9 protein-coding genes are annotated in these 18,332 nt (G+C 46.9%); all 9 read left to right on the forward strand.

Annotation, left to right across the window (positions count from 1 at the left end; all coding sequences use genetic code 11):
• Positions 1–208: 208 nt before the first annotated feature.
• The 9 genes from HB364_RS20780 (at position 209) to HB364_RS20820 (ending at position 18,224) form a co-directional block, all read left to right on the forward strand.
• Positions 209–3,361, forward strand: a complete 3,153-nt coding sequence (locus HB364_RS20780; protein WP_167290239.1) for a SusC/RagA family TonB-linked outer membrane protein — start codon at positions 209–211, stop codon at positions 3,359–3,361.
• 30 nt (positions 3,362–3,391) lie between these two features.
• Positions 3,392–4,948, forward strand: a complete 1,557-nt coding sequence (locus tag HB364_RS20785; protein WP_167290240.1) for a RagB/SusD family nutrient uptake outer membrane protein — start codon at positions 3,392–3,394, stop codon at positions 4,946–4,948.
• Between the two features lie 112 nt (positions 4,949–5,060).
• Positions 5,061–6,071 (forward strand): LacI family DNA-binding transcriptional regulator, encoded by a 1,011-nt coding sequence (locus HB364_RS20790; RefSeq protein WP_167290241.1) that lies wholly within the window; start codon positions 5,061–5,063, stop codon positions 6,069–6,071.
• A 328-nt stretch (positions 6,072–6,399) separates the two neighbouring features.
• Positions 6,400–9,384 carry a SusC/RagA family TonB-linked outer membrane protein gene (locus tag HB364_RS20795; RefSeq protein WP_167290242.1) on the forward strand — a complete coding sequence of 995 codons (2,985 nt, stop codon included), beginning with the start codon at positions 6,400–6,402 and terminating at the stop codon, positions 9,382–9,384.
• 52 nt (positions 9,385–9,436) lie between these two features.
• The gene (locus HB364_RS20800; RefSeq protein ID WP_246228558.1) at positions 9,437–11,113 is read left to right on the forward strand and encodes a RagB/SusD family nutrient uptake outer membrane protein; all 1,677 of its coding nucleotides are present in this window, start codon (positions 9,437–9,439) and stop codon (positions 11,111–11,113) included.
• Positions 11,114–11,311: 198 nt separating this feature from the next.
• A complete protein-coding gene (locus HB364_RS20805; RefSeq protein ID WP_167290244.1) occupies positions 11,312–13,600 on the forward strand; it encodes a GH92 family glycosyl hydrolase in 2,289 nt (762 codons plus the stop codon).
• Positions 13,601–13,609: 9 nt separating this feature from the next.
• The gene (locus HB364_RS20810; protein WP_167290245.1) at positions 13,610–14,308 is read left to right on the forward strand and encodes a basic secretory protein-like protein; all 699 of its coding nucleotides are present in this window, start codon (positions 13,610–13,612) and stop codon (positions 14,306–14,308) included.
• A gap of 135 nt (positions 14,309–14,443) precedes the next feature.
• Positions 14,444–16,741 carry a GH92 family glycosyl hydrolase gene (locus HB364_RS20815; RefSeq protein ID WP_167290246.1) on the forward strand — a complete coding sequence of 766 codons (2,298 nt, stop codon included), beginning with the start codon at positions 14,444–14,446 and terminating at the stop codon, positions 16,739–16,741.
• Positions 16,742–17,210: 469 nt separating this feature from the next.
• On the forward strand, positions 17,211–18,224 hold the full coding sequence (locus tag HB364_RS20820) for a LacI family DNA-binding transcriptional regulator (RefSeq protein ID WP_167290247.1): 1,014 nt from the start codon (positions 17,211–17,213) through the stop codon (positions 18,222–18,224).
• The last annotated feature ends 108 nt before the right edge of the window (positions 18,225–18,332 follow it).

Below are 18,332 nucleotides of genomic sequence, written 5' to 3' on the forward strand. Positions count from 1 at the left end.
TGACAACCAACGATTCATGTCTCTATTGACCATCCCCTAACGCCAACGTAGAAGTTGTACTTATTGGTTCTTATTACAGTACTGGTTTTCTATCCGGCTCTTGATCAGTGGCTTTGCTAACGATTGACCCCGCAGTTTTTACTGCACCTATAGCAGGCCTATGGACAGTACTGTTCTGTAAGCTTGTTCACCAAATTTAGAACTGCATATGAAAAAGGTACATTCCAACTTCAGGCAGACAGGATGGCTATGCCTACTCCTGCTCTTTTTTTCCACACAAGCGTTTGCTCAAACAAGAATGATCACCGGAAAGGTTACCGACTCCAAAGACAGTATTGGACTGCCCGGTGTATCTGTTCAGGCTAAAGGGGCATTGGCTGCCGCCCAAACCGGTAGCGACGGTACTTTCCGGCTTGAAATTCCACAAAACGTTAAGGCATTGGTTTTCTCTTTTGTGGGGTATGACCGTATTGAAGTACCGGTCGGTTCATCTGATGTAGTGAATGCTTTACTAACTGCCAACAGCACGTCATTACAGGATGTAGTAGTGATCGGATACGGCACCCAACGGAAATCTGATCTTACGGGCGCCGTAGGTTCCGTGAGATCCGCGCAGTTGGCCGAGCGACCGGCCGTATCGCTCAACCAGGCCCTGGCAGGCAGGATACCGGGTGTACAGGTTAATACGAACTCGGGCCGGCCCGGGGGACAAAGCAACGTGCGGATACGCGGGTTCAGTTCTATCAATTCCTCCAACAACCCCCTGTACGTAATTGATGGAGTGATCATCCCCGTAGGTACGCAAACACAGAACAGCAATGCGATCGACTACATCAATCCCAGCGATGTGGCGGCTATCGAAGTGCTGAAAGATGCTTCTGCTACAGCCATCTATGGCGCACGTGGCGCCAATGGCGTTATACTCGTAAGCACCAAACGGGGCAGCACCTCCGGCGGAAGGGTTACTTATGATGTGGAACTGGGCGTTCCTACCATTGGCCCACACCGGGTAAAAATGCTGAATGCGAAAGAATATGTGGCGGTGGAAGACCTTGCTTATGATAACATCAAAGTGTACGATGCCGACGGCTGGGCTGCCGGCAACTATACTTCCCTGCAGGATCCCCGGGAAAAGCGTAAAAACATACCCTCCCTGTTCGATGCCAATGGTGATCCGCTGTACAATACCGATTGGCTGAAAGCTTCCACGCAAAACAAGCTGTCACAGAATCACCAGGTATCCTTTTCCAATGGGAATGCAGACAATAACTATGGTGTGTTCCTGGGATATCGTAATGACAATGGGCTGCTGTTGAACTCTTACCTGAAACGGTATTCGGGCCGGTTTGTATTTGACAGTAAGATCAAGAGCTGGCTCAAAGTGGGTGGTACTTTGGGTTATAATAACCAGAAAGAAAATATTGTGGACCAGGGAACCGGTGGTCTTAACTCCGTGCGTATGATCACAGAGGGCTTTCCTTTTTTACCTGTTAAATATCCCAATGGTAAATGGGCCGATAATGCAGACTACCCCGATGCAGAAGGTGGTTCCAATCCTGTGCACATCCTCAATGAACGTAAGTTTGAAATGGTTACCCAAACTACGCTGGGGAATGTGTACGCCGATATCTACCTGGCCAAAGGGCTGGAGTTAAGAACAATATTGGGCGCCTATATCGCTACCCGTAATGTGACCGAATACAATGGCAGAAGCTTGTCCAACATATCACTGGACCAGCGCGGCACTTCCAATGTGGCCAATGGCCGGGAGTCCTACTGGTCTTCGGAAAGCTACCTTACTTACAAAAAGAAACTCCGGGAAAATGATGAATTTACCGGTATGCTGGGTATCTCTTGGCAGGAAACCAATATCTACAATAATGGGGTAGGGGCAGAAAACTTCTCTACCGATTACTTTCAGGCCAATAACCTCGGCGCTTCCAGCAAGCCTATTCCCGGGTCTTCCAACCGGTCAAGGTTTGCCTTCAACTCTTACTTTGGCAGGTTCAATTACGTGTTGAATGATAAATACCTGCTCACCTTAACAGGCAGGGTAGATGGTTCTTCCAAGTTTGGTAAAAATCATAAATACGCTTTCTTCCCCTCGGCTGCATTGGCCTGGCGGGTATCGGATGAAGACTTCATGCGGAACAGCGCTGTTATATCCAATATGAAACTGCGTGCCAGCGTGGGTGTAACAGGCAACTCTGAGATACCTACCTATTCCGCTTTATCACTGCTGGGTTCTGATTATGCGGCTATTATCAATAACACCCGTACAGCGGGCGTAGGGCTGGGACGTCTCGGCAACCCGGACCTCCGTTGGGAAAAAACAACCCAAACCGATCTGGGATTGGAAGTAGGGCTCTGGGGCAACAGGGTATTGCTGGAAGCGGATGTGTATTATCGTAAAACGACTGATATGCTTCTAAATGCGCCGGTGCCACGCTCTACCGGTTATCCGTCTATTTACAGGAACATCGGCAGCATGGAAAACAAGGGGCTGGAAATTTCTATCGGCACTGTGAATATCAGCACGGCCGATTTCACCTGGAGCACTGCCTTTAATATTTCCATGAACAAGAATAAGGTACTGGCCCTCGCTACACCGGCTGACATCTTTGGGGTAGGCAATCCCAACTTCACCAACCAAACCGGTATCATCCGCGTAGGGGAGCCTGTGGGCTCATTCTGGGGACTTACCCGCCTGGGTACATGGGGCACCAAAGATGCCGATGAAGCAGCCAAATTCTCCAGCTATCGTGGCGGCAAAGACATCTTACCCGGTGATATCAGGTACCTCGATGTAAACGGCGATTCTGCGATCAATGATGCCGACAGAAGCATCATTGGCAATGGTAATCCTGACGGATGGGGTAGCCTGTTCAATACCTTTAAATACAAAAACTTCGAGCTTACCGTAGAGCTTCAATACGTATATGGCAATGACGTCCTGAACATGACCAAGCACTCCGGTGAAGACCGCCAGGCGCTGGCCAACAGCTTTGCTTCTGTATTGAATGCCTGGACGCCCGATAACCAGAATACGCCGATAGCGGCTATCAGGAACAGCAAAGCCGGGTATGTTACCAATGTGGATACCCATTGGATGGAGGATGGTTCCTTTATCCGGGGAAAGAATATCCTGCTGGGTTACACCTTTGCGCCTTCCCTCATCCAACGGTTGCGACTTTCAAAGCTGCGGGTATATGCTTCTGTGCAGAACTTCTTCCTGGCTACCAAATTCAGCGGCAATGATCCGGAGGTTACTACCTATGGCCAGCCATTTGCGCAGGGACAAACTTTCTTTGATTATCCCAAACCAACCACCTACACACTGGGCGTAAATGTGAGCCTGTAATCCCTTTCTTCACTCAAAAAGTCAGCGTATATGAAATACTCAACCATAAAATATAACACCATTCTTCTTTGTTGTTTGTCTTTATTGCTAATGGCAGGGCAGGGGTGCACTAAGTTCCTCGAAGAGGACAATGACCCTTCCAACCTGAGCCCTGATATCTACTATACTTTACCTGAACATGCCGATGCTGCGATTGCTGCCGCCTATGCCCGTACCCGGTTCATAGGAGAAGGCGCCGGCATATTTGTACAGAACTTTTCCATGCTGGAAGCAGTGACCGGCACTGCCCGTACGGAAACTGCCCAGAACTCGGACCTCAATAACCTTTTCGGGTTAGTATACAATGGCGACAATTTGCTGGTGAACAACTGGTGGAATGGCCTGTACAATGTGATTGCACAAACCAATCTTGTATTGGATAAAGTTCCGGCCATTGACATGGAGGAAGCCCGGAAAAACAAAGTATTGGGAGAAGCCCGTTTTCTGCGCGCATGGGCTTATTTCTATGCCGTAAGATTATGGGGCGATATTCCCTTATTGACCAAACCTATTTATAGTTCTTCCGACAGCAGCTTTGCGCCTCCCCGTGCTCCGGTGCAGACTGTATATGACCAGATCGTAGCCGACCTTACCACTGCAGAAGCATCGGGTTTGCCATGGGCTGATGCTACCGGTAAAACTTCCTTAGGCGCCATCAAATCTTTATTGGCCGAAGTATACCTCACCATGGCAGGCCAGCCCTTGAATAAAGGAACGGAGTACTATACCCTCGCTGCCGCCAAAGCCCAGGAAGTCATTAGCAATGGCGCTTTCAGTTTATTCACCAACTATGGCGACCTGCACAACCTGGCCCAGGAAAACAAAGGGGAACACATCTTTGAGATCCAATACCTGGCTTCCGTAGCCGGTAATCCTATTCAACCTATATTACTGCCCAACTTTAAAGGCGTATCTGCTTATGGTACAGAAGTAGGCAGTACGGTACCTACGCCGGCCTTCTATGCATCGTATGAAGCGGGCGACCTTCGTACGGTAGACAGGCAGGGATTTTATTATACTTCCTATTATACTGAAGGGAATGGTGCGCTGAAGAACCTTGGGGCTCCTTACATCTATAAGCATTTTGACATCATAGCAAATGGTACCCTGGGAGTGGCCGGTACTACGCAAAGCGACCTGAACTGGCCGCAAATACGTTTTGCCCAGGTACTGTTGACCTATGCTGAGGCGCAGAATGAAGCTGCTGCAGCGCCTAATACTGATGCCTGGAATGCCTTGAAGAAGATCAGGGACAGGGCCCAGCTTACTACACCGGCCCTGGCAACCTTTACAAAGAACAGTTTCCGGGAAGCTGTGTGGAGGGAACGGTGGCATGAGCTGTGTTATGAAGGCATTACCTGGTTTGATATGGTGCGTTTGAGAAAAGCCTATAAGGAAAGCTCCAACGCTTTCGTGGATTTTGTAGGGCATACCTTTGCCGACAATAACGCGAAGCTGGAACAGAAACACCTGCTTTTCCCGCTTCCCACCAGTGAACTGAGGAACAATACGAACTTAAAGCCGCAGAATCCCGGTTACCCTGAATAACAGCATGACCAGGATTAACAATAACCGGCCGGAGAGCCTTCAGGCGCTGCGGCCGGTTTTTTATTGACCGGAATGGTTTAGATTAGCAGTTTATTACTATTTCTCATTGCTTATGAAAAGAGTATCACTGAAAGACATTGCCAAAATGGTAGGGGCCTCGCCCTCAACCGTATCGTTTATCCTGAACGGTAAAGCCAGCCAGATGCGTATCAGTGACGAATTGAAGAATAAAGTATTGGCAACGGCTAAAAAAATGGGCTACCAGCCCAACCAGGTGGCGGTGAGCCTCCGCACGGGGCAAACCAAAATACTGGGGCTGTTGGTGGAAGACATCTCCAACAACTTCTTTGCATCGCTAGCCAAAACCATTGAGGATGAAGCAGAGGAGTTTGGCTACAAAGTGGTTTACTCCAGTACAGAGAATAAAAGTAAAAAAGGAGTTGAATTACTGCGCATGTTGACCCAGCGCCAGGTAGATGGCTATCTGATAACGCCTACACTGGGCATGGAAGAGGATATTGAAATGCTGGTAAAGCATAAAAAGCCATTGGTATTAATGGACCGTTATTTCCCGGGTATAGAAGCCGCGTATGTACAGGTAGATAATAGCGGGGCCGTTATGCAGGGAATGGAGCACCTCTTTAAAAAGGGATATAAAAAAATAGCCTTTGTTACCATTGAGTCGGGCCTGATCCAGATGCGTCAGCGGGAGGAAGCTTATGCCAACGCCATTGGCAGCAGTCCCGAACAAAAGAAAAAGTACATACTGAAAGTAAATTATAATGGCGACCGGGAACTTATTATAGAGCAAATAACAGAATTCCTTAAAAAGAATAAACCCGACGCTGTATTCTTCGCCACCAACTATTTGGGTATACTTGGTTTGGAAAGTATCAGGGCCATTGGATTAACGATCCCCCGCGACCTGGCCGTTATTTGTTTTGACGACAATGATATTTTCCGTTTACACCTGCCCGGGATTACCGTTCTTCAGCAACCGGTAGAGGCCATTGCCCGCACTGCTATTCATATCCTGATGCAGCAACTCGGTAACAATAAGATAACCCTGAAAAAAAATCAGCTCCAACTTGCAGCGAATTTTATCGTTAGAGAGTCTACGTAAAAACGGCTAATTAACATTCTATTGTATTTCTATTTTGCAAAATCGGTTTAGTTGCGTAATATTGGCCCGCGCTTTACGGGGTAAAGCTGTGTTCCAATCTCCTTACCATACTATTATACCTTATTGCTGTGCAACATGCTTCTTTGTAATACAATAGATTAATAGAGACCAAATATTTTTTTTGTCCTATGGCTAAAACGTTTTAGTGTTAACCTTGGAAGGATATGGAATTGCCGGTTATTGCGGGTTTATATAAACGGCAATGCATAAATAATTGCTAAACGAAGACTTTTAATACAAACAATAAACCCAAACAAAACACTTGCGTATGGAAAAGCGACGTTCCAGCCTCGTGCGGACGGGTATGCTTTGCCTAATGGCACTGCTATTCCTATCCGTCACCGCCTTCTCTCAAACGAGAACGATTACCGGTAAGGTAACTGATGCAACAGACAAGCAACCTTTAGCCGGAGTTACTGTAACAGTAAAAGGCTCCACTACCTCCACACAAACAGGCATCGACGGTACTTACAAAATCACCGTTCCTTCAGGTGCTACAATGTTAGTTTTTTCTTTCGTTGGTCATGGCGAGCAGGAAGTAGCTATTGGCTCTTCAGGATCAGTTGATGCTATGCTGACTCCCAGTGGCAAATCACTCGATAACGTAGTGGTTGTGGGTTATGGTACACAGAAGAGAAGACTGGTAACTACGGCTGTAGACCACGTTAGTGCTGAAGATTTCAGGCAGAGCGGCGCGCGCAATGCCCTTGATCTGATCCAGGGTAAAGTAGCTGGTCTTAACGTAAGAAGAAGCAGCTCTAACCCTAACTCTGGTGTTACTGTTCAGCTTCGTGGCGTAGTTTCTCTGACTGGTGATCAGTCTCCTTTGATCGTCATTGATGGTATTCCCGGCGGTAACCTTGATCTTCTGCAGCAGGATGACGTTGAATCCATCGATGTATTGAAAGATGGTTCTGCTGCTGCTATTTATGGTACGCAGGGCAATGGTGGGGTTATTTTGATCACTACCAAAAAAGGTAAGGCAGGCCCTGCGCGTTATGATTATTCCACCTACGTAAGAAGAGAGTACCTGTATAAAAGACCTGACTTCTTCACTCCTGAAGAGTTCAGGGCTGCTATGCAATCCGGTCAACTGAAAGGCTATACCGATTATGGTGCAACAACTGACTTTTTTGAGGCTTTAATCAATAAAACCAATACTACTCAATACCATACGCTGGGTATCTCCGGAGGTACTGTCAATAGTAACTACCGTGCCAGTGTTTTCTACAGAGATCTGCAAGGTTTTGCTTTGGAGAATGGTCGTAAGGAGTATGGAGGAAGGTTAAGTTTCAACCAAAAAGGCTTGGATAACCGTTTAACTGTACAGTTGAACCTGGCTACAAACTTCAACAATGCCAACCTGTTGGGTGGTGGTGGCTGGGAAGACCAGTTGACTAAGAACCCAACTTTGTCTCATTATGATGTCGACGGAACTTGGTTATTTGAAGGAACGAGTACTAATCAGGTAGCGAGATTACACCAGGAAACCAATAAAAGGCAGCAGCAAACTACTGCAGCCAGCGGAAGTGCTACCCTGGAAATACTGAAAGGATTGAAAGGGGCAGTTTTTGCCTCAGTACAACGCGACAGTTATATAGATGGTGAGTACCGAGAATTGGCTTCTGAATTCTCCAAAGAGAATGACCTCCAGAAAAATGGCGGTTATGCACGCCGGGCTACTACACTGAATATTGACTATGCCCTGGAGCCTACCATTGAGTACACCAGGACCATTAAAAATGACCATAATATTGGCGCCATTGCCGGTTACAGCTACCGCTATTCCGTATATGAAGGTTTTAGCGCCAGCAACTACGGTTTTGTAAATGATCTCTTCAGGGAAAATAACCTCAATGCCGGAAGCACCCTGAACAATATTGGTAAAGGTGTCAGCAGCTACAAAGGTGATAATACCCTGATCGCGTTCTTTGGTAGAGTAAACTACGCCTACCAGGAAAAATACATGATGCAATTTATACTGCGTCGTGAAGGCTCTTCCCGTTTTGGTGCCAACAACAAGTGGGGGAATTTCCCTGCCGCCTCACTTGCCTGGAATATCAGCAGGGAGAATTTCATGAAGAATATCGATGTGATCAATAACCTGAAACTGCGTGTCGGTTATGGCATTACCGGTAACCAGGGTATTGGCAACTATTCTTCACTCGTTACATTGGGCGGTGGCGGAATTTACAGGTATCCTGATGGCGTGTACCGCGAAACCTATGGCCCGAACAGGAATCCGAATCCTAATTTACGTTGGGAAAAAAAGAACGAATTGAACATTGGTGTTGACTTTGCTTTGCTGGACAGCCGTTTAAATGGTTCAATTGAAGTATACAAACGCGAAACGGAAGATTTGTTGGAGACCTATACCTCTCCACAGCCTCCTTTTGTAAGAGAGAGCATCTACACCAACGTTGGTACTATTTCAGCAAAAGGTATTGAATTGACCATCAATGCGATTCCGGTAAGAACAAAGAACTTCACCTGGAGTCTCGACTTTACGGGTAATACCACCAAAAACAAGCTGGATAAACTTTCCAACGAAATATACAAGCTTCCTTATCGTGAATATGGCGGCATTGGAGGTTTTGGTGCTTTGGGAAATGCTATCAGAACCTATGAGGGAGGTGATCTTGGTGAGTTCTGGGCTAAACGTTTTGCCGGTTTTCAACCTAATGGAGAATGGCTTTTCTACAATAGGAAAGGAGAAAAAGTGCTGAATAAAGATATCAATAACTCATTTGATAAGAGCACAACCGATCTCACTGTTGCAGGTAATTCCATTCCAAAGTTTTATCTCTCCATGACAAACAGTTTCCAATACAAAAACTTTGACTTCAGATTCTACTTAAGAGGAAAATTTGGTCATAAGATCCTGAATACAATGGGACTTTCTTATGGTAACATTACCTCAAAGACCAACCTGTTAAGAAGCTCCTTTACTAAGTATGCTGAAGTAAATGCAGGCACTTCGCCCAGTGCATACATGTACTCTGATTATTATATAGAGTCTGGCGACTTTGTTAAACTGGATGAGGTAACGCTCGGCTATAATTTCAAATTGAAGACCAAATACCTGAGAAATTTGAGAGTATACGCTACTGGTCAGAATCTGGCTACCATCACAGGATATACAGGTAATGATCCTGACTTTGTAAATGATACCGGCCTTGGTGGCGGTATTGATAGCCGCGGACCTTATCCAAGCACATCTTCTGTTTTGATTGGTCTTAGTGTAGGATTCTAAAAAGTATTTGGTTTACTGACCTGACATAATTCAAAATTATTTTCAGATGAAAATGGCAAAAAAACTTATTCAATATACAGCCTTGTCGCTCTTATTGGCGGCAGGTAGCGGTTGCACAAAACTGGACGAAAATATCTACGACCAGATGCTGACTGACAATTTTTATAATAATAAGAACGAGGTACTGTCAGCCGTATTGAGGCCTTACACGCACGCCAATGCATGGACTACACCTTCAGGCCAACCAAGTTGGTACCGGTTTAGTGAAATGCCTGCTGATCAGATAGCCTGGCCAACCAAAGGGCGCCACGGTGAAGATGGTGGTAAATGGAAAAGGCTTCACTACCATACCTGGCCAAATGACGAAAGTGATCTGAACAGGGCCTGGCAGTTGATGTGGTGGGGACTTGGTTTGTGTACTGACCCTATTGAGAACCTGGAGAAGCGTGATATTGCCAGCATGGGTATTACACAGGAAGAAAAAGATGCTTTTATTGCCGAACTAAAACTTTTAAGGGCTTATCACTACCTGCGTATTACCGATCTATGGGGAGCTGTTCCCATCGTAACCAAGATCGGAGAACCTGCGCAGCCGCCAACTGCTTCAAGAGAAGAAGTATTTAATTTTATTGAAAAGGAAATCCTGGACAATATTAACAAGGCACCCAAGCATTCTGCAGATATGATTGGCCGTATGAGCCAAGCTGGTGCTTATGCTATGCTGGTAGAACTGTACCTGAATGCAGACGCCTGGATTGGCAAACCGAAATGGGATGAGTGTATTGCTGCTGCCAACAAGCTAATCAATGGTGAAGCTGGTGGTCAGAATGGTGCAATGGCGCTGGATCCTAACATTTTCGACGCTTTCAAGCCTGAGAATGATAAATCCAAAGAAGCGATCTTCTCTATTGCCTACAACTTCTCCGGTGCTTCCTTTCAGCCAAGCTGGACTGGTGAGTTCTACCATTTCAACCAGAAAGATATATATGGTGGTTCCCGCAATGGAAACGACGGTATGGTATTGATCCCAGGTGTGTGGACTAATTATGACGACAAGGATTTAAGAAAAAGGGGTTGGTTGCTGGAAGGTCCCCAGTTTTATTTTACTGATCCTACTAAGCCTGTTGTTGGTGGAACTGGTAATGAGTATGATAAAAAACCACTGGTATTCGTTGATAATATCAGGAGAAACTCAGAGGCTGCACAAAATGGGACTGACCCCAACTTGTTACCTTCCAACATGAGTACAGGCGAAGAAAATAGCGGCGTACGCTTTAACAAGTACAAGCTTGGTAACCAAGTTGCAGGACCTGCCGGTATACCAGTTGCTAATCCTAATTACAATAACACCGATTGGCATATTTACCGTCTTACGATGATTGTTTTTGCAAAGGCAGAAGCGATCATGCGCAAAAACAATGGGGTAGCTACCCAGGAGGCGGTTGATTTGATCAACTCAAGCAGGAAACGTGCATTTACCGATGCTGACTGGCCGACATTTGCCTATACAACGACGACCCTGACCATGGATGAATTGTTGGCAGAAAGGGGGCGTGAGTTCATTTTCGAAGGTTACCGCCGCCAGGACCTCATCCGTTGGAACAAGTTCACCACGGCCACCTGGTGGGATCACCAGCCTACTGAAGCATTCAGGAAATTATATCCGATCCCTCAGCAGCAAAGAGCACTGAACCCCAACCTAGACCAAAATGACGGCTATACTAAATAGCAGATTATAAAAAAGCTGATCCGTACCATTGGTTAAGGCTACGTATTATCTAATACCCGGACCCTCCCCTAGGGGCCCGGGTATTCTTTTTTAAGGCCCCACCTACATAATTATTTTGCAAAATCGGTTTAGCCCAGTAATTTAGGAGGTGTTTTGGCGTGCATTCATCCTAAACAGTATTTCTATATAATTTCAAACATGAAAAAACTTATTCAATTCGTTGTTGCACTGGCTTGTATCAACAGTACAATTGGCCAGGTGGTAACTTCCGTTGCTGACCCCGTTGAATGGATTAACCCCCTGATGGGGACCGACTCCAAAGGAAGTCTCTCCAATGGTAATACCTATCCGGCTATTGCAGTACCCTGGGGCATGAACTTCTGGATGCCTCAAACAGGCAATATGGGCAACGGATGGGCTTATACCTATAGCTCCGATAAGATCCGTGGCTTTAAGCAAACCCACCAGCCTTCCCCTTGGATGAATGACTATGGCCAGTTTGCCATCATGCCCATTACCGGCGGCGCCAAGTTCAAACAGGACGACCGGGCAAGCTGGTTCTCCCACAAGGCCGAGACCGCCAAGCCCTATTACTACAGCGTATACCTGGCCGATTGGGATATTACCACGGAGATCGCCCCCACAGAAAGGGCCGCCCAATTCCGTTTTACCTTCCCACAAAATGATAGTTCTTTCATTACCATTGATGCCTTCGATAAAGGTTCTTATGTGAAGGTCATCCCCGAAGAAAGGAAGATCATTGGCTATACCACCCGCAACAGCGGTGGCGTACCCGCCAATTTCAAGAACTACTTTGTTATCTATATTGATAAGCCTTTCACGGTTACTTACACCTGGAAAGATAGTGTCCTGGTAAAAGGAGGCACAGAATCAGCAACAAGACATGCAGGCGCTGTGATCGGGTTTAAGACAACAAGAGGGGAGAAGGTAAGCCTGCGGGTGGCTTCTTCTTTCATCAGCTACGAACAGGCCGATATTTCCCTGAAACGGGAAGTAGGCACCGATGCATTTGACGTTACAAAGAATAAGGCCAAAGCTGCCTGGAACAAACAACTGAACCGCATCCTGGTAGAAGGTGGTTCCATTGACCAGACAAGGACCTTCTATTCCTGCCTGTACCGCATGCTGCAGTTCCCCCAAAAACATTATGAACTCGATGCTGCCGGAAAAATCATTCACTACAGTCCCTATAATGGGCAGGTATTACCGGGTTATATGTTTGCCGGTACCGGCTTCTGGGATACTTTCCGTGCCCTATATCCTTTCCTCAACTTCATGTTCCCTGCCATAAACAAGGAAATGCAGGAAGGGCTCCTCAATGATTATAAAGAGGGTGGCTTTTTACCGGAGTGGAGCAGCCCCGGCTTCAGGAGTGTAATGGTGGGCAATAACTCTGCTTCTGTAGTGGCCGATGCCTATATTAAAGGACTGCGCGGTTATGATATCAATAAGCTGTATGAAGCATTGCTGCATGGCGCCAACAATGAGGGGCCGATGACTGCAGTAGGCCGTGCAGGCGTGAAGTATTACAATGAGCTGGGCTATGTACCTTATGATGTAAAGATCAATGAAAATGCTGCCCGTACGCTGGAGTATGCTTATGATGACTTTACCATCTATCAACTCGGTAAAGCACTGGGCCGCCCTAAAGAAGAGCTGGACCTGTATGCCAAACGCAGCCAGAACTTCCGCAACCTGTTTGATCCTGAAACAAAGCTGATGCGTGGCAAGAACCAGGATGGTAAGTTCCAGTCTCCATTTAATCCTTTCAAATGGGGTGATGCCTTCACCGAAGGCAATAGCTGGCACTATAGCTGGAGCGTATTCCATGATATTGAAGGCCTGAAGAAGCTGATGGGTGGCGATAAGATGTTTGTAGGCATGCTGGACTCTGTATTCTCTATGCCTCCCGTATTTGACGAAAGCTACTATGGCGGCGTTATCCACGAGATCCGCGAAATGCAGATCATGAATATGGGGCAATATGCGCATGGCAACCAGCCCATTCAACACATGATCTACCTGTATAACTATGCCGGTGAACCCTGGAAAACACAGTATTGGGTGCGTCGTGTAATGGAGCAATTATACAAGGCCACACCGGATGGTTATTGCGGTGATGAAGACAACGGACAGACCTCTGCCTGGTATGTTTTCTCTGCCATGGGCTTCTACCCGGTATGTCCGGGTACTACCCAGTATGTATTGGGTACACCCTTATTTAAGAAGATGACGCTGACACTGGATAATGGAAAGAAACTGGTGATCAATGCGCCGGCCAGCAGCGATGCCAACAAATATGTACAGCAGGTAAAACGCAATGGCGTGGTGTACACCAAAAACTGGGTAGATCATTTTGATCTCTTCAAAGGCGGTACCCTCGACTTTAACATGGGCAGCACACCCAATAAAACAAGAGGTACTACGCCCGATGCATTCCCTTATTCATATTCAACCAGCAAATAAATAACACCCATGAAAGCACCCCTGTTCCTTGTATTATGTAGTATTTCCGTAGCTTCCTTTGCCCAGCGCGACTGGAACCACATCGATACGGAAGGCATTATTTCCAAAGATTCCATCAAAAAGAAAGGGTATACCATTCTTTTTATCAATAAAGATTCCGGGTTTAGCACGGTTACAAAACAACGGATGATTGACACTTACTTCAAAGTGTATCCCAAAGAAGCAAAGCGCTTTAATAAGAAAACGATGAAGATGGTGACCTTCATTATCGATCCCGGTTATGATGGTGTGGCTGCTGCCGGTGGCGGTGTTGTGCGGGTGAACCCCAAATGGATGGCCAGCCACCCGGAAGACCTGGATGTGGTAACGCATGAGTCCATGCATATTGTACAATCCTATCCACATGGCGCCGGACCAGGATGGCTTACGGAAGGTATTGCCGATTACGTGCGCTATGTATTTGGTGTAAACAATGAGGCCGGCAAATGGTCATTGCCTAAATATGATCAAGCCCATCATTATACCAATAGCTATAGGATCACTGCCCGCTTCCTGGTATGGGCAGAAAAGAACTTCAATAAGAAGCTGGTGAATAAGCTCGACAATGCCATGCGTACAAAGACCTACAAGCCGGAGATCTGGCAGGAGCTGACCGGCAAAACACTGGATGAACTGTGGGGAGAATATGCGAAGAACCCTGTGATCTGATCTGTTTAAACGAAATACAATTCCGGCGGGTGGAGACAGCCGCCGGAGTCATCCCTTGAAAGTTTTTCCCATGGTTCGTGTCTTCACGAACCACTGCAGGAATACCAATTGAAAGTTTTTAAACCTAAAGAAAGAATGAGAAATCTATTGCTGAGTGGTTTGTTAAGTATACCGGTATGGTGTGCCGCGCAAACAACTACTGAAAACCTTGTCCCTTATGTAAAACCAATTATCGGTACCCAGCGGATGGGGCACACGTATCCCGGCGCTACCGTGCCTTTTGGCATGGTGCAACTGAGCCCGGATACAGATACCATCCCCTATGAAATGAATGGAAAGTACAATGGTGATGTATATAAATATTGTGCTGGCTATCAGTATGAAGACAAAACGATCGTAGGATTTAGCCATACCCACTTTAGCGGTACCGGCCACTCCGACCTCGGTGATTTCCTGATCATGCCCACAGTAGGTGAGCTGCAAATGAATCCCGGTACGGCCGATGCTCCCGAAACGGGATTCCGTTCAAGGTTTTCCCACAGCAATGAAGTGGCAGAAGCCGGCTATTATAAAGTAAAGCTGGATGACCATGATATCCTGGCTGAGCTGACGGCTACCAACCGCGTAGGTTTTCACCAGTACACTTTCCCTAAATCAGACAATGCCCACATCATCCTCGACCTGATGTATGGTATTTATAATTATGAGGACAAGAATGTGTGGACCTTCCTGCGGGTGGAGAATGATACCCTCATTACCGGCTATCGCCAAACCAATGGTTGGGGAAGAACAAGGACTGTTTATTTTGCCATGAGCTTCTCCAAGCCTTTCTATCAGTATGGCAATAAGAACTTCTCCAAACGCCAGGTGTACCAGGGGTTCTGGCGTAAGTTTGACCAAACGAAGAACTTCCCCGAAATGGCGGGCAAGCAGTTAAGGGCTTATTTTGATTTCAAGACTACGGCCGGCGAGAAGATCAAGATCAAGTTTGCCTTGTCTCCTGTAAGTACAGCAGGCGCCTTACAGAACCTGCGTACCGAAGCGCCGGGCTGGGATTTCGACCAGGTAAAGCAACAGGCGCAAAATGCCTGGAATAAAGAACTGGCGAAGATCACCATCCAGTCAAAGAACAAAGACGATAAGGAGAATTTTTATACTTCCATGTACCATGCCTTCCTGACGCCCATTACCTATATGGATGTGGATGGTTCTTATCGCGGGCTCGACCAGAATGTGCACAAGGCAGATGGATTTACCAACTATACCATTTTCTCCCTGTGGGACACTTACCGAGCCCTGCATCCTTTTTTCAACCTGGTGCAACCTGCACGTAATGCAGATATGATCAAATCTATGCTGGCGCATTATGACCAGAGTGCCCAACACATGCTGCCGGTGTGGAGCCATTATGCCAATGAGAACTGGTGCATGATCGGTTACCACAGCGTATCGCTTATTGCCGATGCAGTGATCAAAGGAAATGCGCCGTTTGATGCCAATAAGGCCCTGGATGCCTGTGTTGCAACAGCGCGTCATGGTACTTATGATGGCCTCAGTTATTACATGAGCATGGGGTATGTGCCGGAAGACAAGAACGGCTCTTCTGTGTCAAAAACACTGGAATATGCCTATGACGACTGGGCCATTGCCCAAATGGCTAAAAAGCTGGGCCGTATGGATATCTATGATGAGTTCAGTAAGCGGTCGCAGTACTTCAAAAATGTGTATGATGCTTCTATCGGCTACATGCGTCCCCGCCTGAGCGATGGCAGTTTCCGCGCGGCTTTTGATGTATTGAGCACCCACAACCAGGGCTTCATTGAAGGCAATGCCTGGAATTACAGTCTGTATGTACCGCATGAACCGGCACAAATGATTGAGATGATGGGCGGCAAGAAACGTTTTGTGGCGCACCTCGATTCCCTGTTTACCATGCACCTGCCCGATAAGTATTTTGCAGAAACAGAGGATATTACCCGTGATGGCATTATCGGTAATTATGTACATGGTAATGAGCCTTCCCACCACGTACCTTATTTATACAACTGGACCGACCAGCCCTGGAAAACGCAGGAGCGCGTGCGCATGATCCTGAAAAAGCAGTTTAAGCCCACGCCTGATGGACTGGGCGGTAATGATGATTGCGGGCAGATGAGCGCCTGGTATATTTTTACCGCACTGGGCTTTTATCCCGTAGCGCCGGGATCTGACCAATATGCTATTGGCAGTCCGGCGGTGGATGGTGCCACCATTCAACTGGAAAATGGTAAAACCTTTACCATTGAGGCACAGAACCAGGGCGATAAGAATGTATTTGTACAAAAGATGCTGCTGAACGGGCAGCCGCTGAACCGCCTGTACCTTACCCACAGCGATATTAACGATGGCGGTAAGCTGGTGTTTGTGATGGGGGAGAAGCCAAAGAAGAAGTAGTCCGGTAACCGGCCTTTATAACAGGATGCCACATTGGACCGATGAGTAATTGGTTTGGTGTGGCATCCTCATTTAAGCTGGTGGAATGGGTGAGTCGTTGTAGTGGAAGGCTAGGGGAATGCTCAGAGGTAGTACTAAGATAGCACTGGGATAGCTCTATACACAGTACTGTTCCAGAGCACTCTTAGACCATTCCCTGACCATTCCCAGGCAACCCTTAGAGCATTCCACTACAACTCCCCGCCCACTTTGCCAAAGCTATGGTGCCTGAATACCCCAAAACATTGTTTTAGGTTGAATTTCAGCAGTGATCAAGCGCCAATTTTCATGAAAAGTTTCCGCTGTTGGGCCGGATGCCTTAAATTTGAAGACTACGGATTCTTGCCAAGTTACGTTTTACAAGTTTGCCCGGGAATGTCTGGATTCCAGCAGCAACAGGCATCGCACCCCTTAAACTACTGCCAACATTATGAAACGTGTATCGCTGAAAGATATCGCCAAACTGACCGGAGCATCTCCGTCTACCGTATCCTTTGTATTGAATGGGAAGGCCCGGGAAATGCGGATCAGTGATGACCTGGCCAAAAAGATCGTGACCATTGCCAAACGGGAGGGATACCACCCCAACCAGGTGGCGGTACGGTTAAGAACGGGTAAATCACAGATGCTGGGATTGGTAGTAGAGAGCATTTCGGGTAATTTCTTTGCAGCGCTGGCGAAGGTGATTGAGGAAGAGGCAGAACAATATGGCTATAAAGTGGTGTATTGCGCTACAGAAAATGATGGCAAGAAAGGGCAGGAGCTCATCCGGATGTTATCGCAGCAGCAGGTAGACGGATATATCATTACCCCGGCATTAGGCATGGAACAGGATGTGGAAGAGCTGATTGAACATAAGAAACCGGTGGTATTGCTGGATAGTTATTTCCCCGATATGGATGTACCCCATGTGCTGGTAGATAATTTCGGGGGTGTTGTAAAGGGGATGAAACACCTGATCAGCCGGGGATATAAGAAGATTGGCTTCATTACGGTCGACCTGCAACTGATCCAGATCAAAGACCGCCTGCAGGCTTATATCGAGAGCTTGAAGACCGCCAACCTGCCGGTTAATAAAAAGTATATTCTTTCCCTCGGCTATAAGATATCGAAGGCGGATGCCCTGAGCCAGATCTCCGCTTTCATTAAAAGTAACCCCCACCTCGATGCCCTGTTCTTTGCTACCAATTACCTGGGACTGCTGGGCATAGAAAGTCTGCAGCAACTGGATATGAGCATGCCAAAGGACGTGGCCATGATGAGTTTTGATGATCATGATGTGTTCAGACTCTTCCCGCCGGGGATCACGATCATTGAACAGCCGGTAGAGGAGATCGCCAAAACGGCTATTAATCTGCTCATGTCTCAACTGGGCAAGAACAAGACGGTCAGGAAGAACAAGGTGCAGTTACCGGCCAAGCTGGTAGTCAGGGGCACGACGTAAGTGAACCAATGCGCCGGAAAAACGTTTATTTACTTGTCTATTTGGCGCGGCCGTCTTAAATTCGGAATTCTGAATCCAAAATGTGCTTACGCCCGCTTTTGGAACAAA

It is taken from the genome of Paraflavitalea devenefica (assembly GCF_011759375.1).
GTDB classification, from domain to species: Bacteria; Bacteroidota; Bacteroidia; order Chitinophagales; family Chitinophagaceae; genus Paraflavitalea; species Paraflavitalea devenefica.